The organism is Aeromonas sp. R7-4, assembly GCF_040908055.1.
GTDB classification, from domain to species: domain Bacteria; phylum Pseudomonadota; class Gammaproteobacteria; order Enterobacterales; family Aeromonadaceae; genus Aeromonas; species Aeromonas sanarellii.
Map to the genome: position 1 here is coordinate 110,023 of NZ_JBFODA010000026.1, position 25,831 is coordinate 135,853.

General features: G+C 63.9%; 21 protein-coding genes and 1 other RNA gene. 7 read left to right on the forward strand and 15 right to left on the reverse strand.

Annotation, left to right across the window (positions count from 1 at the left end; genetic code table 11):
- The first annotated feature begins 65 nt into the window (after positions 1-65).
- Positions 66-1,643, forward strand: a complete 1,578-nt coding sequence (locus AB5Y72_RS05405) for a diguanylate cyclase (RefSeq protein WP_368198664.1) — start codon at positions 66-68, stop codon at positions 1,641-1,643.
- Between the two features lie 29 nt (positions 1,644-1,672).
- On the opposite strand, the gene AB5Y72_RS05410 is transcribed toward AB5Y72_RS05405, so the two are convergent.
- The 3 genes from AB5Y72_RS05410 to fdhD all read right to left on the reverse strand — a co-directional run bounded on the left by AB5Y72_RS05410 (position 1,673) and on the right by fdhD (position 6,118).
- Positions 1,673-2,803, reverse strand: coding sequence for a BamA/TamA family outer membrane protein (locus AB5Y72_RS05410; protein ID WP_368198665.1), 1,131 nt, complete (start codon positions 2,801-2,803; stop codon positions 1,673-1,675).
- A 248-nt stretch (positions 2,804-3,051) separates the two neighbouring features.
- Complete coding sequence (locus AB5Y72_RS05415) at positions 3,052-5,349, reverse strand: FdhF/YdeP family oxidoreductase (protein ID WP_368198666.1); 2,298 nt, start codon at positions 5,347-5,349, stop codon at positions 3,052-3,054.
- Positions 5,333-6,118: a formate dehydrogenase accessory sulfurtransferase FdhD gene (fdhD, locus tag AB5Y72_RS05420; RefSeq protein ID WP_368198667.1), complete on the reverse strand. Its 786-nt coding sequence runs from the start codon at positions 6,116-6,118 to the stop codon at positions 5,333-5,335. Before fdhD ends, AB5Y72_RS05415 begins: the two co-directional genes overlap by 17 nt.
- A 160-nt stretch (positions 6,119-6,278) precedes the next feature.
- Between fdhD and AB5Y72_RS05425 the strand changes: the two genes are divergently transcribed.
- Positions 6,279-7,157, forward strand: a complete 879-nt coding sequence (locus tag AB5Y72_RS05425) for a LysR family transcriptional regulator (protein WP_325782373.1) — start codon at positions 6,279-6,281, stop codon at positions 7,155-7,157.
- Positions 7,158-7,220: 63 nt separating this feature from the next.
- Here AB5Y72_RS05425 and AB5Y72_RS05430 read toward each other — a convergent pair whose 3' ends face one another.
- Positions 7,221-8,072, reverse strand: a complete 852-nt coding sequence (locus AB5Y72_RS05430; RefSeq protein ID WP_325782315.1) for a type 1 glutamine amidotransferase domain-containing protein — start codon at positions 8,070-8,072, stop codon at positions 7,221-7,223.
- Positions 8,073-8,201: 129 nt separating this feature from the next.
- Between AB5Y72_RS05430 and AB5Y72_RS05435 the strand changes: the two genes are divergently transcribed.
- From AB5Y72_RS05435 to yjfF, 5 genes are all read left to right on the forward strand, one after another.
- Entirely contained in the window at positions 8,202-9,116 is a 915-nt protein-coding gene (locus AB5Y72_RS05435) for a LysR family transcriptional regulator (protein WP_325782314.1), read from the forward strand.
- Positions 9,117-9,426: 310 nt separating this feature from the next.
- Complete coding sequence (gene ytfQ / locus AB5Y72_RS05440) at positions 9,427-10,386, forward strand: galactofuranose ABC transporter, galactofuranose-binding protein YtfQ (protein ID WP_368198668.1); 960 nt, start codon at positions 9,427-9,429, stop codon at positions 10,384-10,386.
- Positions 10,387-10,471: 85 nt separating this feature from the next.
- Entirely contained in the window at positions 10,472-11,980 is a 1,509-nt protein-coding gene (gene ytfR, locus AB5Y72_RS05445; RefSeq protein WP_325782312.1) for a galactofuranose ABC transporter, ATP-binding protein YtfR, read from the forward strand.
- A gap of 1 nt (position 11,981) precedes the next feature.
- Positions 11,982-13,001 (forward strand): galactofuranose ABC transporter, ATP-binding protein YtfT, encoded by a 1,020-nt coding sequence (ytfT, locus tag AB5Y72_RS05450; protein ID WP_325782311.1) that lies wholly within the window; start codon positions 11,982-11,984, stop codon positions 12,999-13,001.
- Positions 12,994-14,004 (forward strand): galactofuranose ABC transporter, permease protein YjfF, encoded by a 1,011-nt coding sequence (yjfF, locus tag AB5Y72_RS05455; RefSeq protein ID WP_325782310.1) that lies wholly within the window; start codon positions 12,994-12,996, stop codon positions 14,002-14,004. Before ytfT ends, yjfF begins: the two co-directional genes overlap by 8 nt.
- Positions 14,005-14,078: 74 nt before the next feature.
- On the opposite strand, the gene AB5Y72_RS05460 is transcribed toward yjfF, so the two are convergent.
- The 11 genes from AB5Y72_RS05460 to AB5Y72_RS05510 form a co-directional block, all read right to left on the reverse strand.
- A complete protein-coding gene (locus AB5Y72_RS05460) occupies positions 14,079-15,392 on the reverse strand; it encodes an NAD(P)/FAD-dependent oxidoreductase (protein WP_368198669.1) in 1,314 nt (437 codons plus the stop codon).
- Between the two features lie 192 nt (positions 15,393-15,584).
- On the reverse strand, positions 15,585-16,370 hold the full coding sequence (locus AB5Y72_RS05465) for a MetQ/NlpA family ABC transporter substrate-binding protein (protein WP_325782308.1): 786 nt from the start codon (positions 16,368-16,370) through the stop codon (positions 15,585-15,587).
- A gap of 499 nt (positions 16,371-16,869) precedes the next feature.
- Positions 16,870-16,966, reverse strand: an RNA gene (gene ffs / locus AB5Y72_RS05470) — signal recognition particle sRNA small type.
- A 160-nt stretch (positions 16,967-17,126) separates the two neighbouring features.
- Positions 17,127-18,044 (reverse strand): IS5 family transposase, encoded by a 918-nt coding sequence (locus tag AB5Y72_RS05475; protein ID WP_325782307.1) that lies wholly within the window; start codon positions 18,042-18,044, stop codon positions 17,127-17,129.
- A 94-nt stretch (positions 18,045-18,138) separates the two neighbouring features.
- Positions 18,139-18,927 (reverse strand): sulfite exporter TauE/SafE family protein, encoded by a 789-nt coding sequence (locus AB5Y72_RS05480; protein WP_325782306.1) that lies wholly within the window; start codon positions 18,925-18,927, stop codon positions 18,139-18,141.
- A gap of 92 nt (positions 18,928-19,019) precedes the next feature.
- Positions 19,020-20,456: an arginine-ornithine antiporter gene (arcD, locus tag AB5Y72_RS05485; RefSeq protein ID WP_042078253.1), complete on the reverse strand. Its 1,437-nt coding sequence runs from the start codon at positions 20,454-20,456 to the stop codon at positions 19,020-19,022.
- A 374-nt stretch (positions 20,457-20,830) separates the two neighbouring features.
- Positions 20,831-21,589: an SDR family oxidoreductase gene (locus AB5Y72_RS05490; RefSeq protein ID WP_042078252.1), complete on the reverse strand. Its 759-nt coding sequence runs from the start codon at positions 21,587-21,589 to the stop codon at positions 20,831-20,833.
- 71 nt (positions 21,590-21,660) lie between these two features.
- On the reverse strand, positions 21,661-22,581 hold the full coding sequence (mmsB, locus tag AB5Y72_RS05495) for a 3-hydroxyisobutyrate dehydrogenase (protein ID WP_325782305.1): 921 nt from the start codon (positions 22,579-22,581) through the stop codon (positions 21,661-21,663).
- A 27-nt stretch (positions 22,582-22,608) separates the two neighbouring features.
- Complete coding sequence (locus AB5Y72_RS05500; protein WP_325782304.1) at positions 22,609-23,733, reverse strand: enoyl-CoA hydratase/isomerase family protein; 1,125 nt, start codon at positions 23,731-23,733, stop codon at positions 22,609-22,611.
- Positions 23,726-24,523, reverse strand: coding sequence for an enoyl-CoA hydratase (locus AB5Y72_RS05505; protein WP_042078249.1), 798 nt, complete (start codon positions 24,521-24,523; stop codon positions 23,726-23,728). Before AB5Y72_RS05505 ends, AB5Y72_RS05500 begins: the two co-directional genes overlap by 8 nt.
- A 142-nt stretch (positions 24,524-24,665) precedes the next feature.
- On the reverse strand, positions 24,666-25,823 hold the full coding sequence (locus AB5Y72_RS05510; protein ID WP_325782303.1) for an acyl-CoA dehydrogenase family protein: 1,158 nt from the start codon (positions 25,821-25,823) through the stop codon (positions 24,666-24,668).
- Positions 25,824-25,831: the final 8 nt, after the last annotated feature.

Here is a 25,831-nt window from a genome sequence, read left to right on the forward strand (position 1 = left end):
GGCGGACACCCCCCTTAAAATCGTGCCATTGCCTCTGGCGCCCACGACAAGGATCCGTTTCTTCCATGCCATCCCACTGGTTGCTGAGGTTTGACCTTCATCGCCTCATCCTGGCCCTGGCCGTGCTCGGCGTGCTGGCCACCTTCGGCAACAGCTTCTACGCCATCCATCAGGCCCAGCGGCAGTTGCTGATCGACAGCACCCTGGAGGCGAACCGGGTCTATGCCGCCAAGCTGGCCGCCTCCACCGACGCCATGCTGCGCTCGGCCCAGGGGCAGCTCGCCTATGGCGCCAGCCGGCTGGCGCCCATGCTGCTGGCCAATGACGTCGAGGGGCTCGATGAGCTGATGAGCCAGCTGCGCCAGCAGACCAACACCTTCAACTCGGTGGCCGTCGTGAACACCGAGGCCACCGTGGTCGCCGTCTCCCCCGAGACCCTGAAGGTCAAGGGGGTCAAGCTTAGTTCCCGCAGCGCCCGTCAGAGTCTCGCCAGTCGGAAGCCACTCATCTCGGACCCGCTCATCGCCCTCTCGGGCAACTACCTTATCAGCCTCTCCTATCCGATCTTTGCGGCCGACGGGCGCTACCTCGGCTTCGTGGCAGGCAGCATCTATCTGGAGTCCGCCAGCGTGCTCTCCAGCCTGCTGGGCCAGCACTACTATCAGGACGGCTCCTACCTCTATGTGGTCGACCGGCAGAGAACGCTGATCTACCACCCCAATCCCAAGCGCATCGGCCAGAAGGTCGGCGACAACCGGGTGGTGGACGAGGTATTGCAAGGGCGGCAGGGCGCACAGGCCGTGATCAATTCCGGAGGAAACGAGATGCTGGCGGGCTTCGCCCCGGTGGCAGGCGCCGGCTGGGGCGTGGTGGCCCAGCGCCCCCGCAGCGCCACCCTGGCCGGGCTGGATCAACAGATGTTCGAGATCCTCAAGGGGATGATCCCGGTCACCCTCTTCATTCTCTTCGTCATCTGGCTCTCCGCCACCGCCATTGCCAGGCCGCTGCGACAACTGGCCAACCGGGCCAGGCTGATGGATCAGCAGGGGGCGGCCTCCAACATCTCCGGCATCCGCGCCTGGTACTACGAGGCGGCCCAGCTGAAGCTGGCCATCCTCAAGGGGCTGGGGCTGCTCAACACAAAGATAGACAAGCTGCACACCGACAGTCACACCGACCCCATGACCGGGCTCTTCAACCGGCGGGCCATGCAGCAGATGCTGGACGACTACCAGGCCCAGTCACGCCCCCTGGCCGTGATCGCCCTCGACATCGATCACTTCAAGGCCATCAACGACGGCTTCGGCCACGACGTGGGGGATGCCGTCATCATCGCCCTGGCGACCCTGATGCAGCAGGATCTGCGCCCCGATGCCGCCCTGTGCCGCAGCGGCGGCGAGGAGTTCCTGTTGCTGCAGCCCGGGGTCTCCCTGGCGCAGGCCCAGCGGATCGCCGAGCGGCTGCGTGCCAGGGTGGCCAGCCACGAGATGGAGACGGGCGGGCATATCACCATCTCCCTCGGGGTCGCCCACTGGCCGGCGGATACCACGGATCTTGCCGCCGTGCTAAAGCAGGCGGACAAGGCGCTCTACGAGGCCAAGCGCAGGGGCAGAAACTGCGTGGTGGTGGCAGAGGCGGATTGACATGCGGCCCCATGAGGGGCCGCGTTGTATCAGAAGCTGTAACCCATCTTCAGGTAGATGCCGGCGTTGTCATCCTTGCCCATGGCGTATTCGAGGTTGGCCACTATGCCCGCCTCCGGCTTGAGCAGGTACTGCACCCCCGCCCCCCAGGCGGGATAGACGTTGTCGCGGTCGCCACAGTCGAGGGCCTCGCCGTTGACGCCGTCCCCATAGAGGCAGGCCACCCCGGCAAAGGCGGTCAGGGTCCAGCGTTCCGTCAGCTGGTAGCGCTCCTCCACCTCCACCGCCGACATGTGCTGTCCCAGGTATTCCCCCGGGGTGTAGCCACGCAGGTAGATGGGGGAGTAGGAGCCCGTCGGCGCCTGGTGAGAGAACTGGTTGCGATTGCGCCAGGCGAGCACATGGCCATCGCCGTGGCTCCAGTAGCCGCGATAATCCACCCGGTAGATATCGAAGTCCTCCTCTCCCCCCAGCCCCTCCCGGTAGGCCAGGTTGTTGACGTTGAGGTACCAGCCCCTGGTCGCGCGAAAGTCGCTGTCCCGGGAGTCGTGCTGCACCACCAGCCCCAGGCCCCCCGAGGTGAACCCCTCCAGCCCCAGCTCCTCCAGGATCTGGTCGGACTGTGGATCCTGCCCCTGCATCTCGTAGTTGGAGTAGGCCGCCATGCCACCGACGAACCAGTCCCCCTCCACCCGATGGAGGTAGCGCAGGAAGGCGGAGCGGAAGTGGTCGTTGGTCTCGAGGGAGCGGCCGCTGCCGAGGTAGTCCTCGTAGTCGTTGTTGATGTCCCCCGAGATGATGCCGCCGACGAGGCGGTGGTGGTCCGCCCCGAACGACGTCTTGGCGAAGGCGCTCGCGATCAGGGACTCCGAGGTGGTGTACTTGGCCGAGACGGTGAAGAGCGAGGGGCGCGATCCCTCGTCGAACTGGTGCAGGTAGCTCACCATCAGGCCCCCCGCCGTGTCCAGCTTGGGGCTGGAGCTCAGCAGCGGCACGAACAGCCAGGGCGAGCGCCCGGCCTCCCCCTTGCCGTTCGCCCCGGCCTTATCCTTGTCCTCCCCGCCCTCCTGGCTCGCCTCCTCAGGGGGCGCCGCGTTCACGATCGGGCTGGCCAGGATCAGGGCGAGGCTGGCCAGCAGCGCTGTGCTTGAATTCAACATCTGTGGGATCCGTATCGGGTTGAGTGCGCCGCCGCTCGGGATGGACCGGTGCGGGCGCGCCACTTCAGGTAACCGTCCCGGCCTGGTCGAGGGGGAGCGGGAAAGGGGCAGAAGCATAGGAGCAAGCGCGGGCCCCGGCTACCTAAAGGTGGTCAGCCATACAATCGCCATACAGCTTGGCCACACATTGGCCCGGATGAATACCACTCAAGCCAAGACCCCTGTCATGGACAGGGGTCTTGGGAGGGTCAGAGGTTGACGGCCAGGCTCGCGGCCTGTGGCTGGCTTGGGGTCACCAGCACGGGCACCGACTTGGAGGTGGGGGTGAAGGAGCCCTCCCCTATGCTGTCGATGGCCACCAGGGGGTTGGTCTCCGGGTAGTAGGCGGCGATGTTGCCCCTGGGGATCTCGTAGAAGATGACGCTAAAGCCGCGCACCACCCGCTCGCGCCCGTCGTTGCAGATGGCCGCCATGTCCACTAGCTGCTCCTCGGCGAGCCCCAGCCTCCTGGCGTCCTCCTCATTCATGAAGACCACGTTGCGCCGCCCCTTGATGCCGCGGTAGCGATCGTCCATGCCGTAGATGGTGGTGTTGTACTGATCGTGGGAGCGCAGGCTCTGGAGCAGCAGCACGGGCTGATCCTGCATCTGCTCCGCGTGGCTGGTGCACTCGGGCAGGATGGAGTCCGGCAACCGGCTCGCCCTGAATTCGGCGCGCCCGCTCGGGGTGTTCCAGCGCAGCAGGGCGGCGCTGTTCTCCAGGTGGAAGCCGCAGGGCTCCTCGATGCGGCGATTGAAGTCGTCAAAGCCGGCTATGGTCTCGGCGATGAGATCCCGCAGCAGTCCATAGTCATCCCGCAGTGCCAGCCAGTCCACCCGCTCGCTGCCGAGCGTCGCCTCGGCCATGCGCGCGACTATGTCGATTTCGGAGAGGCAGAGTGGCGAGACCGGCTCGTTCATGCCGGTGGAGGCGTGCACCATGCTGAAGGTGTCCTCCACGGTGATCTTCTGCACCCCGGTGCGCTGCAGGTCGAGCTCGGTGCGGCCGAGACAGGGCAGGATCAGGGCATCCTTGGAGACCATGAGGTGGCTGCGGTTGAGCTTGGTGCTGATCTGCACATTGAGCTCGCAGCGGCGCATCGCCTCATAGGTGAAGTCGGTGTCCGGCGCCGCGGCCGCCAGGTTGCCCCCGAGGCAGATGAGTACCTTGCTCCTGCCGCCTTGCAGGGCCTTGAGGGCCTCATGGACGTTGTGGCCCGGCGTGCGCTTGAGGCCCACCGGGAAGCGGCGCTCCAGGCGATCGAGGAAGGCGGCGTTGGGTTTCTCGTTGATCCCCATGGTGCGGTTGCCCTGCACGTTGCTGTGGCCGCGCACCGGGCAGAGCCCGGCCCCCGGCTTGCCGATCTGGCCGCACATCAGGTGCAGGTTGACGATTTCGCGAATGGTGTCGACCGAGTGCTTGTGCTGGGTGATCCCCATGGCCCAGCAGCTGATCACGCGATCGCTCTTGGCGAAGATCTGCGCAGCCCGGGTGATCTCCTCTCGACCGAGCCCGGATTGCGCCTCGATCTGTGCCCACTCCGTGGCCTTCACCTTGGCAAGATACTCGTCAAAGTGCGCGGTGTGCTGCTCGATAAAGGCGAGATCGAGGCGGCTCCCCTCCTCTTCCAGGATGTATTTCGCCATGCCGCGAATGGCCGCCATGTCGCCGCCAAGCTTCGGCGTGAGGTACTGGTGGCTGATGGTGGTGGCCGCCGGGGTCAGTAGCTCCGCCGGGCTCTGGGGGCTCGCGAAGCGCTCGAGGGCCACCTCTTTCAGGTTGTTGAAGGTGACTATCTGGCAGCCCTGGCGCGCCGCCTTGCGCAGGGCGTTCATCATGCGCGGGTGGTTGGTGCCCGGGTTCTGGCCAAAGACGAAGATGGCTTTGGCGGCGTCGAAGTCATCGAGCACCACAGTGCCCTTGCCCACCCCGACGGACTGGATGAGCCCCACCCCGCTCGCCTCGTGGCACATGTTGGAGCAGTCGGGGAAGTTGTTGGTGCCATAGAGGCGGCCGAACAGCTGATACAGATAGGATGCCTCGTTGCTGGCACGTCCCGAGGTGTAGAACTCCACCTCGTCGGGGCTGGCCAGGCTCTTGAGCTTGTCGGCGATGAGGGCAAACGCCTGGTCCCAGCTTATCGGCTCGTAGTGGTCGGTGGCCGAGTTGTAGCGCAGGGGCTCGGTCAGCCGCCCCTGGTATTCGAGCCAGTAGTCGCTCTGGGTGGCGAGGCGTCGCACCGAATGCTCGGCGAAAAAGTCGGCCCCCACCGTCTTGCCGGTGGACTCCCAGGCCACCGCCTTGGCGCCGTTCTCGCAGAACTGGAAGGTCCCCTGCTTGTTGTCACCCCAGGCGCAGCCGGGGCAGTCGAAGCCGTCGGTCTGGTTGACCCGCAGCAGGTTCTTGATGTTCTGCCGGGTCTTCTGGCTCTGCAGCACCTGCTTGAAGGTGGACTGCAGGGAGGAAAAGCCGCCGGCCTTGGCCGGTTTCTCAATATGACGGGACATGGGGTTCTCCAACGTGATCCTGGGCGCGGGGGCTGGCATAGCAGACCGGGGCGTCGGATCGGGGCACATGAATGAGGGTCAGGTTGTACTTCAAGGCCAGTCGCACCGCGAGCTGGCTGGGAGAGGCAAGGCTGATGAGGTGGGGGGCGCCAAATTGCACCGCCTTGTGAATGAGTTCGCTGCCGCAGCGGCTGGTGATGACCAGAGTATCAGCCTGCGCAGATTGGCGCAGCTGCATGCCGATGAGCTTGTCCAGGGCGTTGTGGCGACCTATGTCCTCCCGGCAGGCGAGGATGTCGCCGCGCTCGTCCAGCGCCAGGGCGGCATGAAGGGCCCCGCTCTGGCGGGCCTTGCTCTGCCAGGGGGCGATGCGCTCGCGCAAGTCCCGCAGACGCTCGATATCGAAGGGGACGCCCGGAGTCAGGGGGGTGAGCGCCGGCAGCGCATGCTCGATGGCCTCCACCCCGCAGATGCCGCAGCCGCTCGCCCCGGCCAGGCGGCGCTTGCGCTGGCCCAGGGCCGCCAGACAGCGGTTGGCGATGGTGACGTCGAGCACCACCCCCTGCTCGGAAGGGGTGCTCTGGATGTCGTGCACATCGTGGTTGCCGCCGATGATCCCCTCGCCAAACAGAAAACCGATGGCGAAGTCGTCGAGATCGTCCGGGGTGGCCATCATGACCGCGTGGTTGATGCCGTTGATGTTGACGGACACGGCCACCTCTTCCACCAGCTCATCCAGCCTGGGCAACCGTGAATTGAAAGGGTTCATTCGAGACGCTTATAAGCTGTATTCGGGCCTCAAGTTTAGATAAGCCGCCGCGCCAAAACCAATGAAACAAATCTATTCGCTGATAGACCACCTCTATTGCCATGGCTATGTCGATTGATTAACTTTGTCAGCCATCCTCCACCTCAATCGCCTCTCTTCGATGAACATCAAGCAGTTGCACTATTTCCACGAGCTGGCCCAGCACAAACACTTCGCCAAGGCGGCCAAGGCCTGCTTCATCACCCAGCCGACCCTGTCGGCCAGCATCACGGCGCTGGAGAAGTCCCTCGGCACCGAGCTGGTGGTGCGCAACAGCCAGTTCGTGGCGCTGACCCAGGCAGGGGAAGTGGTGCTGCGCCACGCCGAGCGGATGCTCCGGGAGCAGGACTCCCTGCGCCAGGAGCTGAGTCTGTTCAGTGGTGGGCTGTCGGGAGCGCTGCGCATCGGCGTGGTGCCCCAGTCGAGCATCGACATCATGCCGCTGCTCAAGGGGTTCAACGACGCCTTCCCCAAGGTCGGCCTGCACCTGTCGGTGATGACCCACGGCACCCTGATGGATCAACTGGATCTGCACCGCATCGACATCGGCCTCGGCTTTGACGAGCTGCTCACCGAGCACCAGCGCCGGACCCTCGACGTCCAGCTGCGCCACCCCAACCCCATGGCCCTGCTGGGTCCCCTGCCCCCTCACCTCAACGAGAACCAGCCCCTGAGGCTGGCGGACTTGCAGGATCTCCCCCTGATCCTGCCGAGCACCACCATGCAGTTTCGCCGCTACCTCGACGAGACCGCCGCCCGCCAGCAGCTCAGCCTGCGGGTGGTGCTGGAGACCGACTCCCTGTTCCACCTGGTCAACGGGGTGAGCCACGGCCTGGGCTGCGCCGTGGTCAGCGCCGGCATTGCCGCCACCGCCCAGCAGCTCTTCAAGCTGTCCTGCCACCCCTTGAGCGATGCGAGCGCCGGCACCATCGCCTTCATCACCCGAAAACACAGCGTCACCCCCGCCATGAAGGCGTTTCTCGCCAAGGCCGAGACATGAAAAAGGCAGCCCACCCTGGGCTGCCTGCATCTGTCGTCTGGAGAGCTGTCGCCTCCCGTGGCGTCAGCGCGCCCCTTGCTGCTTGTCCAGCGCCGCGATGAAGGCGCTCGCCAGGGCGTGGTCGGAGAAGGGATTCTGGCCTGTGATGAGCTCCCGATCGATCACCACGCCGGGCTGCCAGGGGGCGACGAACTGCATCTTGCCACCGGCTTGCGCCATGGCCTGCGCCGGGTAGTAGCGCAGCTTGTCGCCCCCAAGGGAGCCTTCAAACACCGCCTCTTCCTTGTCGGAGAAGATGGTCATCCTGTAACCGTCGTAGATCCACTCCCTGGCGCCGTCCGCCTTGCCTGCAATGACCGACTGCTCGAACCCGGCTGGATCCGTCTGCGCCGCCAACAGCGCGATGGGGCCGTGGCAGATGGCCGCCGTGGGCTTCTGGTGTTCGTGGAAGTGGCGCAGCAGAGTACCCACCTCGGGATCCTTGGCGAGATCGATAAGCGGGGCATGACCGCCGGGAATGAAGAGGCCGGCATAGCGCTCGGGACCGGATTGCAGCACCTCCCTCAGGGAGAGCACCTGGTTGGCACCAAACAGCCCCTCCACCACGGCGCCGATGCGCGCCATCTCCTGCGGGTTGCCGCCAAAATACTGGGGATCGATGGAGTGCTTGTCGGCTTCGGGCCGGTTCCCTCTCGGGGTCACCGGGGTCAGGGTATAACCGGCCTCCAGCAGGGCGGCGGCAGGCACCCCCAGTTCATTCTGGTAGAAGCCGGTGGTCAGGCTCTTGCCCCCTTGCAGCGGCAGCTCGGTCTCGCTCGAGAGCAGCACCAGGATCTCGCCTTTCGGGGCGGCGCTGGCCGCGGCCGAGGTCGCCAGCAGCAGTGAGGCCAGCACGGCCTTGAGGGTGTTCTTCATCGTGATCTTCCTTCTGATGGGTGTGATCGATCGGGCGGCCACCGGGCCGCCCTCGATGAGCAATTTACTGATTACCCACGGGCGAATAAACTCACACCATTGAACTTGATTATTTACATAGATGAACATATGTCCCGTGCCTTCGACCCCGTCCAGCTCGGCACCATAGAGCTCTTTTGCAAGGCAGCCGAACTTGGCAGCTTTACCGCCACGGCCCAGGTGCTGGGGGTGACGCCCGCTTCGGTGAGCCGCTCCATCCAGCGGCTCGAGGCCAGGCTCGGCGTCAAACTCTTCCATCGCACCACCCGCAGCGTGCGCCTCACCCACGACGGGGAGCTCTATCGGGATCAGTGCCAGCAGGCGCTCGAGCAGATCGCCGAGGCAGAGCGGGCCATCACCGGCCGCCAGCGCCACCCCAAGGGGGTGCTGCGCATCAGCGTGGGCACCGTCTATGCCCACCACCGCCTGGTGCCCCTGCTGCCGGGCTTCATGGCGGCCTATCCCGAGGTCGAGCTGGAGCTCAATGTCTCCAACAGAAACATCGACTTCGTGGAGGACGGCTACGATCTCGCCATCCGGCTGGGGGAGCCGCGCGATGGGCGGATCATCGCCCGCAAGCTGGAGGATGCCAGCCTCGGGGTCTTCTGCGCCCCCGACTATGTCGCCCGCCACCCCACGCCGACCTCCCTGGACGCCCTGCAGCAGCACGATCTGATCCAGTTCATCACCCCGAGCACGGGTCGTCCCTTCCCCTGGCAGTTTGTGGACGAGCAGGGATCCCCTGTCGATCTCCATGTGCACAGCCGCCAGCGGGTGCTGGACGACGTGCTGGCGGGCCTGGGCTGGGCGATGGCGGGCGGCGGCCTGTTCCAGATCTACCATTTCGTGGCGGCAGAGGCGCTCCGCCAGGGCAAGCTGGTGGAGGTCATGACGCCCTTTGCGGGGCGAGCCCGCCCCTTCTACGCCCTCTATCCCCAGCACCGCCACCTCTCCGCCCGGGTGCGGGCCTTCGTGGACTACCTGCTGGCGGCGGTGCGCCCCTGAGGCAAGATCCCTCTCTTTTTTAAATAACGGGGCGCGCCAGGCTGGCGCCCCTCTGACCAACCTTCTTCCGGGGCGAGAAGGCGATGCCCACTCTGGACACTCTGGTTGCCGGAATAAATATGCAGAGAAATCAACGCAGCCCCCGCCGGATATATGAACTCTTCTGCTGTTTGTATGAAGCATCGTGCTGCTGAAAATTTTCTGTGAGCCACCTCCCGCCGTTTAATTAAAGAGCCTATAACCTTGACCCGTACAATAAAAACCTGACGCGTTCCGGTTTATTTCACCATGCATCACAAAGGAGTGTCATATGTATAAAAAAGTGAAACTGGCGAGCATTATCAGCACCCTTGTTCTCTCGGCCACTGCATATTCTGCAGAGATGACCGTGGGCTTCTCGCAAATAGGTTCTGAATCCGGGTGGCGGGCCGCGGAAACCTCGGTCGCCAAGAGCGAAGCCCAAAAACGCGGCATCATCCTGAAAATTGCCGATGCCCAGCAGAAACAGGAGAACCAGATCAAGGCCATTCGCTCCTTTATTGCCCAGGGGGTGGATGCCATCTTTATTGCCCCCGTGGTACAGACCGGCTGGGAGCCGGTATTGCAGGAGGCGAAAGAGGCCGAGATCCCGGTCTTCCTGCTGGATCGCAATATCACGGTAAAAGATGACGGCCTCTTCATGACCGGGGTCGCCGCCGACAGCGTCCACGAAGGGAAAGTGGCAGCCCAGTGGCTCATCAAGCAGCAGGATGGCAAACCGTGCAACGTGGTGGAATTGCAGGGCACGGTGGGTGCCAGCGTGGCGCTGGATCGCAAGAAGGGCTTCCTCGACACCGTCTCGGCCGTGCCCACCATCAAGATCATCCGCACCCAGTCCGGCGACTTCACCCGCAGCAAAGGCAAGGAAGTGATGGAGAGCTTCATCAAGGCGGAAAATAGCGGCAAGAATATTTGCGCCGTCTACGCCCATAACGATGACATGGCCATCGGCGCCATCCAGGCCATTAAAGAGGCCGGGCTGAAACCGGGCAAGGATATCAAGATCATCTCCATCGATGGCGTGCCGGATATTTTCAAGGCGATGATGGCAGGTGAAGCCAATGCCTCGGTGGAGCTCACGCCGAATATGGCGGGACCGGCCTTCGATGCCCTGCTGGCCTATAAGAAAGATGGCACCCTGCCCCCCAAACATATCAAGACGGAGTCCAAACTGTTTGAGCCCGGGAGTGCCGAGGCGCAGCTCGAGCTGAAAAAAGACATGGGTTATTAATCCCGCTCCCCCGCCAGACTGTCACATAGCGCGCCATATAAGTGATTGAACTTGTATGGCGCGCTATATCGGAGAGCCAATGTTCATGTCAGAGAACACTCACGATGTCGTATTGAATGCCCGCGGAATATGCAAGGCGTTTCCCGGAGTACGGGCCCTGCATCAGGTGGACTTCTCCCTGCGCCGGGGAGAGATCATGGCGCTGCTCGGCGAGAACGGGGCCGGCAAGTCCACTTTGATCAAGACCCTCACCGGTGTCTATCAGCGAGACGCCGGCCGTATCGAACTCGATGGCGTCCCTATCTCCCCGACGGACACCGCCCATGCCCAGCGTCTGGGGATAGGCACCGTCTATCAGGAGGTCAACCTGCTGCCGAACATGTCGGTGGCAGACAACCTCTTCATCGGCCATGAGCCCCGCCGTTTCGGCTTCATCGACCGGGGCGCCATGACCCGGCAGGCCAGCGCCATCATGGCCAGCCACGGCTTCGAGATGGATGTCACCCTGCCCCTGGACCACTACTCGGTCGCCATGCAGCAAATCGTGGCCATCGCCCGGGCGGTGTCACTCTCCGCCAGGATCCTGATCCTGGACGAGCCCACCGCGAGCCTGGATGCCAGCGAAGTCCAGATGCTCTTCTCCCTCATGACACGCCTGCGGGATCAGGGGGTGAGCCTCATCTTCATCACCCATTTTCTCGATCAGGTCTACGCCATCAGCGATCGCATCACAGTGCTGCGCAACGGCGAGCTGGTCGGCACCCGCGACACCCAGGCACTGCCACAACTGGAGCTGGTCAAGATGATGCTGGGACGCGAGCTGGACGACAATGCCCTCAAGCGGGCGGGCAAGACGTTGCGCAGCCACCAGCCCATGGTGTCGTTCAGGGACTATGGCAAGCGGGGAGTCATCGCCCCCTTCAGTCTCGACGTCATGCCCGGGGAGATAGTGGGCCTCGCCGGCCTGCTCGGGTCCGGTCGTACCGAGACCGCCGAGCTGATGTTCGGCATAGTGCCGAGCGACAGCGGCGAGTGCCGGGTGCGGGACAAACCGGTGACCATCCGCTCTGCACGCCAGGCGGCCGCCAACGGCTTTGGTTTCTGCCCGGAGGATCGCAAGAGCGCCGGCATCATCGCCTCGGCCTCGGTGCGGGAGAACATGGTGCTGGCCCTGCAAGCCCAGCGGGGCTGGTTGCATCCCCTGTCTCGCAAGGAACAGGACGAGATCACCGCCCGCCTCATCGAGCAGTTGGCCATCAAGACCCCGGGACCGGAGCAGCCCATCCAGTTTCTCTCCGGGGGCAACCAGCAAAAGGTGCTGCTCGCCCGCTGGCTGCTCACCAAACCCCAGTTCCTGATCTTGGACGAGCCCACCCGGGGCATCGACGTGGGGGCCCACGCCGAGATCATCCGCCTCATCGAATCCCTCTGCGCCAACGGGCTGGCCCTGCTGGTCATCTCCTCCGAGCTCGAGGAGCTGGTGGGCTATGCCGATCGGGTGATCGTCCTTCGTGACAGAAAACAGGTGGCAGAGCTTGCGACGGACGCCCTGAGCGTCCCTGCCATCATGAACGCCATTGCATGTGAGGCCTGATATGACGTCATCCATTCTCCCCCTCGCCAAGGGGCCCAGCCCCCGCAGACCCTGGCCCACGGGCTCGGCCCAGTGCGCCGCCCTGGTGTGCGTGCTGCTCATCAATGCCCTGGTCGCCGACAACTTCTTCGCCATCCACATCCAGGATGGGCGGCTGTTTGGCAGCCTCATCGACATCCTCAACCGCTGTGCCCCGGTGGCCCTGCTCTCCCTCGGCATGACGCTGGTGATCGCCACCGGCGGCATCGATCTGTCGGTGGGAGCCGTCATGGCCATCAGCGGGGCCACCATGGCCAGCCTGGCCACCGGCGGTCACAGCCTGCCGGTCATCTTCGCCGCCGTCATCGGGGTGGGCCTTCTGTGCGGCCTGTGGAACGGCCTGCTGGTGGCGGTGTTCAAGATCCAGCCCATAGTCGCGACCCTGATCCTCATGGTGGCAGGCCGGGGCATCGCCCAGCTCATCACCGAGGGGCAGATCATCACCTTCAACAACGACGCCCTCGCCTGGATCGGCAGCGGTTCCCTCTGCTATCTGCCCACCCCCGTCATCATCACCCTGGGAATGGCGCTGCTGCTCTGGCTGCTGACCAAGCGCACCGCCCTCGGCCTCTTCATCGAGGCGGTGGGGATCAATATCAAGGCTGCCAAGAACGCCGGGCTCAACACCCCCATGGTGGTGATCGCCACCTACCTGTTGAGCGGCATCATGGCCGCCGTCGCCGGCATGATAGTCGCCGCCGACATCCGGGGTGCCGATGCCAACAACGCCGGGCTTTGGCTCGAGATGGACGCCATTCTGGCGGTGGTGATAGGGGGCACCTCCCTGATGGGGGGGCGCTTCAACCTCGCCCTCTCCCTGATCGGCATACTGATCATCCAGGGGGTGAACACCGGGATCCTGCTCTCCGGCTACCAGCCCCAGTGGAACCAGATCGTCAAGGCCCTGGTGGTGCTGGCGGTGCTGGTCATGCAGTCGCCGGCCCTCAATCACCTGTTCCAGCGAGGGACTCGCCATGTTTAAACGCAACCTCCCCCTGATGGTGACCATCATGGTCTTCGTGCTGGGCTATCTGCTCTGCCTGGCCTCCTTCCCTGCCTTCATGTCCACCCGCATCATCTGCAACATCCTGACGGACAACGCGTTTCTGGGCATAGTGGCGGTGGGCATGACCTTCGTCATCCTCTCGGGGGGCATCGATCTGTCGGTGGGCGCCGTCATCGCCTTCACCGGCGTGCTGCTGGCAACCCTCATAGGGGATCTGGGGGTCAGCCCCGTGCTGGCCATCCCCCTGGTGCTGGTGCTCGGGGCGGGCTTTGGCGCCCTCATGGGCTGGCTCATCGACACCCTGAAGATCCCCGCCTTCATCATCACCCTGGCGGGCATGTTCTTCCTGCGGGGGGCCAGCTTCCTCATCTCCGAGCAGTCCCTGCCCATCGATCACCCCAGCTTCACCTACCTGTCGAGCCTGTCGTGGAAGATACCGGGGGGCGGACGCCTCAGCCTGCTGGCCCTCATCATGCTGGCGGTGGTGGTGCTTGGCATACTGCTCGCCAACCGCACCCGCTTTGGCAACAACGTCTACGCCATCGGCGGCAACGCCACCTCGGCGGCCCTGATGGGGATCTCGGTGCGCCACACCACCATCCGCATCTACCTGCTCTCCACCACGTTGGCGACCCTGGCGGGCATCGTATTCGCGCTCTATACCTCGGCGGGCTACCCGCTCGCCGCCGTCGGGGTGGAGCTCGATGCCATCGCCGCCGTGGTCATCGGCGGCACCCTGCTGAGCGGCGGGGTGGGCACCGTCTTCGGCTCCCTGTTCGGGGTGCTGATCCAGGGGCTGATCCAGACCTACATCAACTTCGACGGCACCCTCAGCTCCTGGTGGACCAAGATCATCATCGGTCTGCTGCTATTCAGCTTCATCGCCCTGCAGCGCCTGCTGATCCTGGTCTCGGAACACCGCAAGGCCAACAAAGCCACCCCCTTCAAGCGGCAGATCCCCGTCACCCCCCTTGAGTGAAAACATCGCGGGGCCTTGCCCCGGTCAACCCGGGCACAAGCCCCGCGATAACACGCCTTTATGGTGGCCAGGCGCTAGTATTCGCCCACCCCCAGCAGCCGCTCTTTCCAGAGATAACCCTGCACCCCCAGATCCAGCCAGGGCCGTGGCGGGAGATAGTTTGCCGTGCCCAGGGCGCGCATCTGCTCGCCCCAGGGGTTCTCCACCCCGCACACCAGATCGGCCAGCGCCTTGCCCGCCATGGTCTGCTTGCTGATGCCAGCCCCGTTGCATCCCAGCGCGGCGTAGAGATCCGGGCCGAACTGGCCCCACAACGGCGCCCCATTGCGACTCACGCTGATGAGCCCGGACCAGCTGTGGGCGAAGGCCAGCTCCCCCAGCGCGGGAAAGCGGGAGAGCAGCAACTGGCGGTGACGCCGCACCATGGCCTCATTGGTCCCGCCACGGCTATGCAGTGTCGGCGCATGAGCGACATGCTGGCGGATCAGGATGCGGTGATCCCGGGTGTAGCGAAAGGTGGCGCCGACGATGGCGTTGACCGGGGTCAGCCCCCAGGGGGCAATGTCCCCCAGCACGGTCCGCTGCTTGGGCGTCAGCGGCTCGGTCAGGGTGGCATGGGTCACCAGGGAGGCGAGCTTGCCGGCAAAGGGGGTCAGCTGACCCGCGCCGCCATTGATGGCAAACATGGCCTTGCCCGCCACCACCTCACCATGGGGCGTGGTGATGCGAACGCCGCCTGTGTTGTCCACCCGCAGGGCAGGGCTGCGCTCATACAGGGTCACATTGTCCGGCAGCTTGTCGGCCAGCCCCCGCACCAGAGCGGCCGGATTGAGCAGCACGGTATTGGGGATATAGATGGCCGAGTGGTAGAAGCCGGTGCCGAGGCGGGCCGAGAGCGCCGCCCCCTCCAGGTACTCATAGCCTTCGTCCAGCAGATCCAGCTCGTGGGCGTATTGCTTCAGCAGCCCGGCGGATCCGGCCTTGACGGCGCAGTGATACTTGCCGCTCTGCTGCCAGTCGCAATCGATGCGATATCGACCGACCCAGTGCGCCAGCTGGGCCAGTCCCCCTTTCAACAACTGCCGGTAGTGGCTGGCCTTGGCCAGCTCGGCGGTGCCACTGCCGATATTGTGGGGCAAGTCGATGGCAAACCCCGAGTTGCGTCCGGCTGCGTTGTCCCCCACCACACCCGCCTCCAGCAGCACGATGCGGGCCTGTGGCTGATGCTCGGCCAGCGCATGGGCAAAGGCCAGCCCGGCATAGCCCACCCCTACCACCACCCAGTCCCCCTGGACCACCTCCTGCAGATGGGGTGTGGGGACCCGCTCGGGCAAGATGGCGGCCCAGCCGTTGGCCTCTTTGTGCCGAGGCAAATAACGAAACTTCATGGGACATCCTGTTCACACGAAAAAATCGGCAAGGACCCTGTCAATCATGGGCCCTGCTGGTGACATGCCTTGTCAGGCCTTATTGTGCAGCCAGAGAATGCCGTATACGGGCGCCCCTTCCGTGAGGGCAACCCGTATTAAAAAACGGCATCAACGGCAGGTGGATATGATGGATAAATCACTGTCATTTCATTACCACGCGGGGATTGCCGTCCCTTTATAATATTTATCCAATGCAGCCTTGACCTCCTCATTCTGGTAAGAAGCAACCAGGGGTTTCACCCAGGGGGCACTTTCATTGCCACTTTTGACCGCGATGAAATTATTGTAAGGATTCTCTTTTGCCGTCTCGGAATAAATACGTTGCTGCTGGCTCAGCCCGGATTTCAATGCCCAGTCCGTATTGACCACGGCCGCATCCAGATCCTCCAGCGAGCGCCCTATGATGCCGGTATCCAGCTCCCGGATTTGCAATTTCTTGGGGTTGTCGATGATGTCGGTGGTGGTCGCCAGTATGCCCGAGCCAGGGCGCAGCTTGATGACCCCGGCCGACGCCAGCACCCGCAGCGCGCGCCCTTCGTTGCTGGGATCATTGGGCACCCCTATGATGGCCTCCTCCGGCAAGTCACCGACTGCCTTGAATTTCTTGGAATACAGGCCGATGGGCCACACGGCCGTATTGCCGACCGGCACGATATGATAGCCGCGGCTCTTTACCTGATTATCCAGGTAGGGTTTGTGCTGGAATGCGTTGGCATCTATTTCACCATTCTCCAGCGCCTCGTTGGGTAGGATATAGTCATTGAACTTGACAAGTTCGATATCCAGCCCCTGTTTCTTGGCCTGTGCCGACGCAACTTTCCACACATCTTCATCTTCGCCGCTCATGATCCCCAGCCGGATGGTTTCCCCGGCACTGGCATACCCAGAAATAATGGCGGCAACCAGAGGCGTCACTTTGAATATCGATTTCAACATGGCTATTTCCTTGCTAATGAGTGATGACGACCCCGAGATTACGGGGTCGGCGCAAGGAGCACAAAGCACAAGATATCCCTTGGATATATCAGAAATGAGGAATGCCGGGATCAGTGAAATAGCCCGATGACAAGGGCTATTTTCAATCTTTTACTTCCACCATGTGGTACACAGATGGCGGCCGATACCGGATGCTGGAACCGTCCATGTCGGCCTCCTGCGAAGTGAGAAAACAGGCAAGGCCTAAGAGAGGATATTGACGACCTGCACGGGCTGCCAGCTTGTCTCGGGTTGGCAGGGATGTTTGATCCCGTTACGACGACCACTCTTGATGACGACAACAGGGAGCAGTGTCACCTTGCGGTAGTACCAGATACCTTGAGGACTGAGCCAGAGATTCACAGAGAAGACTCCTGATTCATCCACATAAAGTGGATGACCAAGAGGTCTGAAGAGGGTGATTAGCTGTAACTTATTGAATCGCAGAAAAAAGTGGTGGCCCTACCAGCCACATCCCGGCACTCGAGTCCCCCGCCTTGGCTGCTACCTTCCGGTCCTGACCAGGTCGACGGGTTATCAATGCGAGAGGACCAATAGGACCACCGGCGAGGAGAATAGGCAAACTGGCCTGCCAATGCAATGGCTTTCTGCCCTGGGCCTGACCGTTCGCCTGCTTTTTCGGCAATTTTCCAATAAATCAGGCGTTGTTTCCCAAATCAGCCAGCAAGTCATGACTTCCCCAGTCCTGGGTGACCACTACACTCGGGGCTTTCTGACAGGTAGGCCAAGGGTATTAAGTTTGTTTATGGTGCTTACATACGCCATGACTTCTCCCACTTGGCCGTTGTAGTTACGCAGACTGATTTTCCCCGTCAGCAACTGCTTGAACCGATACATCGCCGTCTCTGCCAGCGAGCGACGGTGATACCCCGATATCTTCTTCCAGTGCGCCAGCCCTTCCTTGCGCATTACCAGCACAGCCTCATTTCTTGGATGCCCCTTTTTCCATAACCCCGCGCTCTTGCGACGCGGGATACAGGCTGTCGCCCCTTTGCGCGAGATAAGCTGATAGCTGGCTTTACTGTCATAGGCGCCATCCGCATAAACATGTCCCAGCTTACGCCGCAGAGGGTTGAGCAAGGTGGGTAACACCTCGGCATCATGGACATTTTCCAGCGAGACCTCCGCCGCCACGATATCGTGGGTGGCCGGGTCTACTGCCAGATGCAACTTGCGCCAGACTCGCCGCTTCTCGGCGCCGTGTTTTCTGACCTTCCATTCGCCTTCGCCAAACACCTTCAGGCCAGTTGAGTCGATAACCAGGTCGGTGATGCGCCCCTTGCTGGGCTGCCGATAGGCCACTGTCACCGTGCGGGCCCGCTTGCTGACACAGCTATAGTCCGGTGCGCACAACGGCACATTCATCAACTCGAACAGGGAGTCGAGTAGTCCCTGAGTAGCCCGCAGAGTGAGGTTGAAAATTCCCTTGAGCATCAGGAAGGTACAGATGGTCTGGTCAGTGTAAAGCTGGCTGCGGCCCCGCCGCCCATGATGGTCGTGGTGAAACCAGTTGTTCATGGCGGCGGCATCAACCCAGAAGGTGAGTGAACCACGGTTAATCAAAGACTTGTTGTATTTAGGCCAGTTAGTGATGGGGTGAAGCGATGTGCCCATGATGCAGACTTGAAGAGGATGGTGGAGATCAGATCACCAAGTACTCAGTTAGTTCCATTCAAGCCGCATCGATTTGGGAAACAACGCCAATAAATCAGCTAAATAGCATAAATTTCGCCCCCACCACCAGCATCAGCAGGGCGAACGCCTGCTTGAGCCGCCTGGGGGAGAGGCGATGGGCCAGTTTGGCGCCGAGCCGGGCAAACTGGGTGCTGGTGAGCACTATGCCGAGCAGCGCCGGCAGGTAGACGAATCCGACGCTCCACTCGGGCAGATCGGTGCGGCCCCAGCCCGCATAGAGGTAGCTGAGGCTGCCCGCCACGGCGATGGGGATGCTGCAGGCGGCAGAGGCCGCCACGGCGTTGCGCATGGGCACCGAGTTCCAGCTGAGGTAGGGCACCGTCATGGAGCCGCCACCGATGCCGAACAGGGCGGAGAGCCAGCCGATGACGGTACCCGCGATGCTGGTTCCGACGGGGCCGGGCAGATGGCGCTCCGCCTTGGGCCTGAGGTTGAGCCCCATCTGCAGCGCCATGGTCCAGGCGAAGCAGCCGATGATGATGTTGAGGGTGCTGGCGCTCAGCAGGTTGGCGGTCATGCCACCGAGCCAGGCACCGATCAGCATCCCGGCGCCGAGTCTGCGGATCATCACCCAGTCCACCGCACCAGCCTCCTGGTGCGCACGCAGGGAGCTGATGCCGGTGAAGATCATGGTGGGCAGGGAGGTGCCAAGCGCCAGGTGGGTGATGATCTCCGGCGCCACGCCCTGTGCGTGGAAACTCAGGACCAGCACGGGGACGATGATGAGCCCGCCGCCGATGCCGAACAGCCCGGCCAGCATGCCCGCAAAGGCCCCCAATACCAGATACCCCACAAACAGCATAAAAATTCCTTCACCGAGTGAATGGCGGTCAAGTTGACCATTAATTCGCATAAAAAAAGAGATGGCGCCAGGCCATCTCTTTATTGTGCCGATTAATGCAGGGGAATGGTACCGTCCATCACCTTGTAGAAGGCCAGCACGGCGCAACCGAGCAGGGCCGCCGTCATCCCCTGCTCCAGCCGGTTGAGGCTGCGCAGGCCATGGTGCTGGCGCGCCTTCCAGTAGATGAAGATGCCCGGGCTGTAGAGCAGCGCCACCAGCAAGAGGTACTCCACCCCGGCGGCATAGACCAGCCAGCAACCGTAGACGGTGGCTACCAGGGCCAGCAGCAGGTCGCGCTTGCGCTGGTGCGGCTGGTGCTCGTAGGTCTGCCCCGAGAGCGCCAGCTTGAGGCCGTAGGCACCGGAGAATACGTAGGGCACCAGGGCCGCCGAGGTGGCGATGTTGACCAGCGCCAGATAGGTGCTGCTCTGGAAGTAGATGATGATGAGGAAGATCTGCACCAGGCAGGTGGAACACCAGAGCGACACCTGGGGCGAGCCGTTCTTGTTCTCCCTGGCGAACCAGGCCGGGAAGACACCGGTCTTGCCGGCGATGTAGGGCACTTCCGCCGCCAGCACTGTCCAGCTCAGCAGGGCCCCCATCACCGAGATCACCAGGCCGATGTTGATGAGCCAGGCGCCCCAGGGGCCGACCACGGCCTCCAAGATCATGGCGGTGGAGGGGTTCTTGAGCGCCGCCAGCTGCGGCTGGTTCATGACCCCGAGGGAGAACAGGGTCACCATGACGTAGAGCGCCAGGGCGCCGAGCAGGGCCAGCACGGTGGCACGGCCCACGTCCTTGCGATGGCGGGCCCGGGCGGAGACCACCACGGCCCCCTCGATGCCGATGAAGACCCAGAGCGTCACCTTCATGGTGGACTTCACCTGATCCATCACGGAGCCGAGCTCGGGGCTCCCCTGCCCCCAGAGATCCAGGGTGAAGGTCTCCATGTTGAAGGCGAGCAGGATGGCGACGCAGAAGACGATGAGGGGCACCATCTTGGCGATGGTGGTGACTATGTTCACCAGGGCCGCCACCTGGATGCCGCGCAGCACCAGGGCATGCACCGACCAGATGAGCAGGGAGGCGAGCGTGATGGCGACCGGGGTGTTGCCGTCACCGAAGATGACCTTGTCCGGCGTGTCGAAGAAGTAGCTCAGGGCGCTGAACACCACGATGGCATAGGAGACGTTGGCCAGCAGCTGGCAGAGCCAGTAGCCCCAGGCCGCGTTGAAACCGACGAAATCGCCGAACCCCGCCTTGGCGTAGCTGAAGATGCCGCCGTCGAGATCCGGACGACGCATGGAGAGGTTCTGGTACACCAGGGCGAGGCAGATCATGCCGATCCCCGTGATCGCCCATCCCAGGGCGACGGCCCCGGCGCTGGCGTGCGCCGCGATGTTTTGTGGCAGACTGAAGACCCCGGCGCCGACCATGGAGCCGATCACCAGCGAAATGAGGGCGCCCAGCCCTAGTTTCTTGTCCATCTCAAACCTGTTTTCTTAGGCGGCGGCTGAGCATCCGTATTCATACAGCGCGCGACATGGGAGGGGCGAAAAATCCATACCCCGTGAAAAAGGCGGCAACTATATTGCATGACTATTCCGACCGCAATCCCTCCTGCCGTCAATCATGAGCCACCTTGACCGCGCGCAATTTTACAGCACTGACCCGGGGGGCCTGTGAGCTGGTTCAAATTAAGAGAGACTCGTTGATCTTTCACGTTTTTTCATGATGTCACCCGGTGTTTTCGGGACCAGACCTGCATGGCTATGCATCCCCCGGGATCGCCTGCCGGGCGCGCCCGCGCGCCCATGACAACGCCCCGGGAGTCGGGGCGTGGAGTCAAGGGGAAGTGGGGCTAGAGCCTCAGCCCGCCATCTATCTCGATCATCCGCCCCGACAGATAGTCGTTGGCGAGGATGAACTGCACCGTCTGGGCCAGCTGGGCCGCCTCCCCCAGGTGCCCCACCGGGATGGCCTGCTGCATCCGGGCCATGGCTTCGGGTTTCATGGCCGCCGTCATGTCGGTGGCAAAGACTCCGGGGGCGATACCCATCACCCGGATGCCGTGGCGGGCCAGCTCCCGCCCCCAGGTCACCACCAGCGAGGCCACCCCCGCCTTGCTGGCGGCATAGTTGCTCTGACCCATGTTGCCGGCGCGAGCGATGGAGGAGATGTTGATGATGACGCCCTGCCCCCCTCGCGCCATCAGCGCCGCCCCCTCCCGGCCACACAGGAAGGTGCCGGTGAGGTTGACGTCGATGACAGCCTGCCACTGGGCCAGGCTCATCTTCTCCACCAGCTCCCCCTCCTTCACCTTGATGAGCATGCCGTCGCGCAGGATGCCGGCGCAGTTCACGAGGCCGTGCAGGGCACCGAACTGCTCGTCGATGGCGGCGAAGGCCGCCTCCACCTCCGGCTCGCTCGCCACGTTGCAGACGAAGAGGGCGCAGCGACCGTCACGGCTGTGCACCTCGGCCTCGGTCACCTCCAGGTCGGCGCGGTTGACATCCATGAGCGCAAGCACGGCCCCCTGCTCTGCCAGGCTCAGGGCGATGGCGCGACCCAGGCCCCTTCCGGCCCCGGTGATGGCGATGACTTTCTGTTTGATATCCATAAATGCTCCTGGTGAGATGGCCGGTGACTGTCGAGTCAAAGACTATCGGGTAAAAAGGTAGATAGCGGCCCTTAACCCGGCGCTGTCTTGTCCCGATAGAGCTCGAGGATGCTGGAAAAATCCTTGTTCTCCTGCCCCTGACTCGCGTGCAGGTTGAAGAGGTTTCGGGCCAGAGCCCCCATGGGCACGGCGCTGTGGGCATGCTCGGCGAGCGCCATGGCGAGCCCCAGATCTTTCACCATCAGCCGGGTCATAAAGCCCCCTGCATACCCACGGGACGCCGGGGTGTTTTCCATCACCCCGGGCCAGGGGTTGTAGCGTTCCAGGCTCCAGTTGTTGCCCGAGCTCTTGCCCATGATGGTGGAGAGGACGCTCGGGTCCAGCCCCTCCTTCACCCCGAGCGCCAGCGCCTCCGCGGTGCCCGCCATGTGGATGGCGAGCAGCATGTTGTTGCACATCTTGGCGATCTGGCCCGCCCCGAGTGCCCCGGCGTGGAACAGGTTCTGCCCCATGCAGGCGAACACGGATCTGGCCGCCTCAAAATCGGCCTGTTCACCGCCGACGATAAAGGTCAAAGTGCCCGCCGTGGCGCCCGCCACGCCCCCCGAGACGGGGGCATCGATAAAGCGGATGCCGCGCGACTTCGCCGCCTCCCCCACCCGGCGGGCCGAGGCCACGTCTATGGTGGAGCAGTCGATCACCAGGGCCCCCGCAGGCAGGGCCGCCAACAAGTCCTGACCACCCCGCTCACCGGCACTCTCGCCGAGCCAGAGCCCGCGCACGTGCTCGCCGGCCGGCAGCATGCTGATCACCACCTCGCAGCCGCTCACCGCCTCGCGGGCATCCCCGGCGGCGATGCAGCCGGCCTCGATCGCCCTGGCGAGGCTCTCCGGCACCAGATCGAAGACCTGCACGACGTGTCCCGCCCGGGCCAGGTTGGCGGCCATGGGCCCCCCCATGTTGCCGAGCCCGATAAATCCCATCCTTGTCATGGTGTGCTCCTTGTGTGTGATCCCGCGTCAGCAGGCGGGGCGCAGAGGGTTGTTCCCTTGTGGCCAGCGATAGAAATCGTCGAGCCAGTCAGCGCCGGGCCGGGGCGCCTGCCAGCGGGGGGACTTGTCCTTGTCGATGAGCAGGGCCCGCACCCCTTCCACAAAATCCCCCCTGAGCACGCAGTTGACCGAGAGCGCCAGCTCGTCGGCAAACACCTCGGCCAGGGACTGGCGGCGCGCCTGCCAATACTGGCGCCAGAGGATGGCGCGGCTGATGGGGCTGCCGCTCTGGCAGATCTCCCTTGCCTGGGCCAGGCCGGCCTCTGCATCCTCGAAGCTGGCCTCAAACAACCGGGCCAACACCCCTTCCAGGCTGCGGCCCGCCAGCAGGCCATCGATGCGAGCCTGATGGGGCAGGATCACCGGCGCAGGCAGCCGCGCCGTCACCTCCCTGTGCAGCCCCCTGAACAGCCGATCCAGCTGCTCGCGGGGATCCTGGCATTCATCCGCACAGGAAGACCAGTCGAGGGCGGCCAGGCGGGGCAGCAGCTCGGCGCGCTCAGGGCTCGCCATGGCGTGATCCGCAAGCCCGAGGCCGATGGCATCCGCCCCGTTGAAGCGGGCGCCGGTGAGGCCGAGCCAGAGCCCGAGCCGACCCGGCATTCGGCTCAGGAACCAGCTGGCCCCCACGTCCGGGTAGAGGCCTATGGTCACCTCCGGCATGGCGAACAGGCTCCGCTCGGTTACGATCCGGAACGCGGCGCCGGCAAAGAGGCCGATGCCCCCTCCCATGCAGATGCCGTCCGCCACGCAGATGAGCGGCTTGGTGTAGCGGTGGATATGGTGATCGAGCCGGTATTCCTGCTCGAAGAAGTCGCGGGCATAGCCAAACAGTTCCGACTCGCTCGCCTCCTGCTTGCGGTAATAAAAGGAGCGGATGTCGCCACCGGCGCAGAACGCCTTCTCCCCCGTCCCCTGCAACAGCACGCAGACGATGGACGAGTCCTGCTCCCAGGCGGTGAGCGCCTCCTGCAGGATCTGGATCATCGGCAGGCTCAGGGCATTGAGGGAGGCGGGGCTGTCCAGGGTCAGCACGCCCAGCTTGTGGCCATCGGCGGTGGGACAGGTTTCTACGCGTACGGGTCTATTCATTCGTCGCTCCATCGGGCTTGTCATATCGCCAGCGCGGGGCGCGCTTCTCGAGGAAGGCCGCCACCCCCTCGCGCTGGTTGGGATCCGCAAACAACTCGAGGAAGAGGCTGCGCTCGCGCGGCAGCGCCGCGTCTCTATGGGTGCTGCGGCCCTGGTTGATAAGCGTCTTGCAGGCGCGCAGGGCGCTCGGGCTCTGGCGCTCAACCAATTGCGCCATCTGCTGCGCCGCCGTCCAGGCGTGTCCCTGGGTCACGACCTCCTCCACCAGCCCCATCTCGTAGGCCAGGGTGGCGCTCACCTTCTCGCCGCACAGGATCATCCGCTTGGCCCAGCCCGGCCCCACCAGTTCGGTGAGTCGCTGGGTGCCGCCGGCGCAGGGCAAGAGCCCCACCGAGGCCTCCGGCAAGCCCAGCTTGGCCTGCTGCTCGGCGATGCGGATGTCGCAGGCCAGCGCCACCTCCAGCCCGCCCCCCATGGCGTAGCCGTTGATGGCGGCGATGCTGACCCCGTGGAAACGGGCCAGGGCCTCGAAGGCGCGGCCGAACGCCTCGGCCACCTCGCGGGCGTGCTCCAGGTTGCCGTCGGCGAACATCTTGAGATCGGCGCCGGCGCAGAAGAACTTCTCCCCGGCGCCGCGGATCACCAGGGCCACCACGTCGGGGCGGCTGTCGAGCTCCACCATCATCTGCAGGAAGGCCTGCAGGCTGGCGAGGGTCCAGGTGTTGGCGGGCGGGTGATCGAGGGTGATGTAGGCCACGTGACCGTGGTATTCGAGCCTGATCCTTGTCATTGCATCGTCCTTGTCATGGAAACCTGCCCATGATGGCAGGGTTGAATGGCGCCGACTCTCGGCTGGCTCACACAGCCAGACGGCGAATGGGGCTGACAACGGGCCTCGCCGCTACTGGCCAGGGGGGCCCCAAGGAGCCCCATCACTCCAGCGACAGGCCGGGGTCGGCCAGCAGACGGCGGGCGATGATGAGCCGCATCACCTCGTTCGTCCCCTCCAGGATGCGGTGCACCCGGGTGTCGCGCAGGTAGCGCTCCAGGGGGTACTCGCGGATATAACCATAGCCGCCAAAGAGTTGCAGGGCTTCGTCGCAGATGCGGTGGCCCACGTCGGTGGCAAAACGCTTGGCCATGGCGCACCAGGCGCTCTTGTCCGGACTGCCTCCGTCGAGCTTGGCGGCGGCCTGGCGCACCAGCAGGCGGGCGGCGGCGAGTTCGGTGGCCATGTCGGCGAGGCGAAACTGCACGCTCTGGAATTCGCTGATCGGACGCCCAAATTGCTGGCGCTGGCGCACATGGGCCAGGGCGTCGTCCAGCGCCTGCTGGGCGGTGCCGAGGGAACAGCTCGCGATATTGATGCGCCCGCCATCGAGCGCCTGCATGGCGAACCTGAAGCCCTCCCCCTCCTCCCCCAGCCGGTAGCGGGCGGGGATGCGCACGGCGCTGAAATTCACCTCCCGGGTCGGCTGGCTGTTCCAGCCCATCTTCTCCTCCGCCTTGCCATAGCTCACCCCGGGCGTATCGGCGGGCACCATAAAAGCAGAGATCCCCTTGGCCCCCTCGCCGCCGGTGCGGGCCATCACCACCAGCACCTGGGTGCTGCCGGCCCCGGAAATAAACACCTTGCTGCCGTCGATGAGGTAGTCATCGCCGTCCCGCACGGCGCGAGTCTTGAGGGCCGCCGCATCCGACCCGGCCCCCGGCTCGGTGAGGCAGTAGGAGCCGAGCAGCTCGCCGCTGGCGAGCCTCGGCACCCACTCCTCGGCCACCTCAGGAGGCAGCCAGCTGCCCAGCATCCAGCTCACCATGTTGTGGATGGTGAGATAGGCCGTGGTGGAGGTGCAGCCCATGGCGAGGCGCTCGAAGATCAGGCTGGCATCGAGGCGGCTCAGGCCCAGGCCGTCGTATTGCTCCGGGGTGTAGAGGCCGCACAGCCCCAGCGCCGCCGCCTGCTTGATGGTGGGGATGGGGAACTCGTGCTCCCTGTCCCAGCGCGCGGCGTGGGGTTTGAGCGCCAGATCGGCGAAGGCGCCGGCCGACTCGACACAGGCTCGTTGGGATTCGGTCAGGGTAAAATCCATCTTGTTCG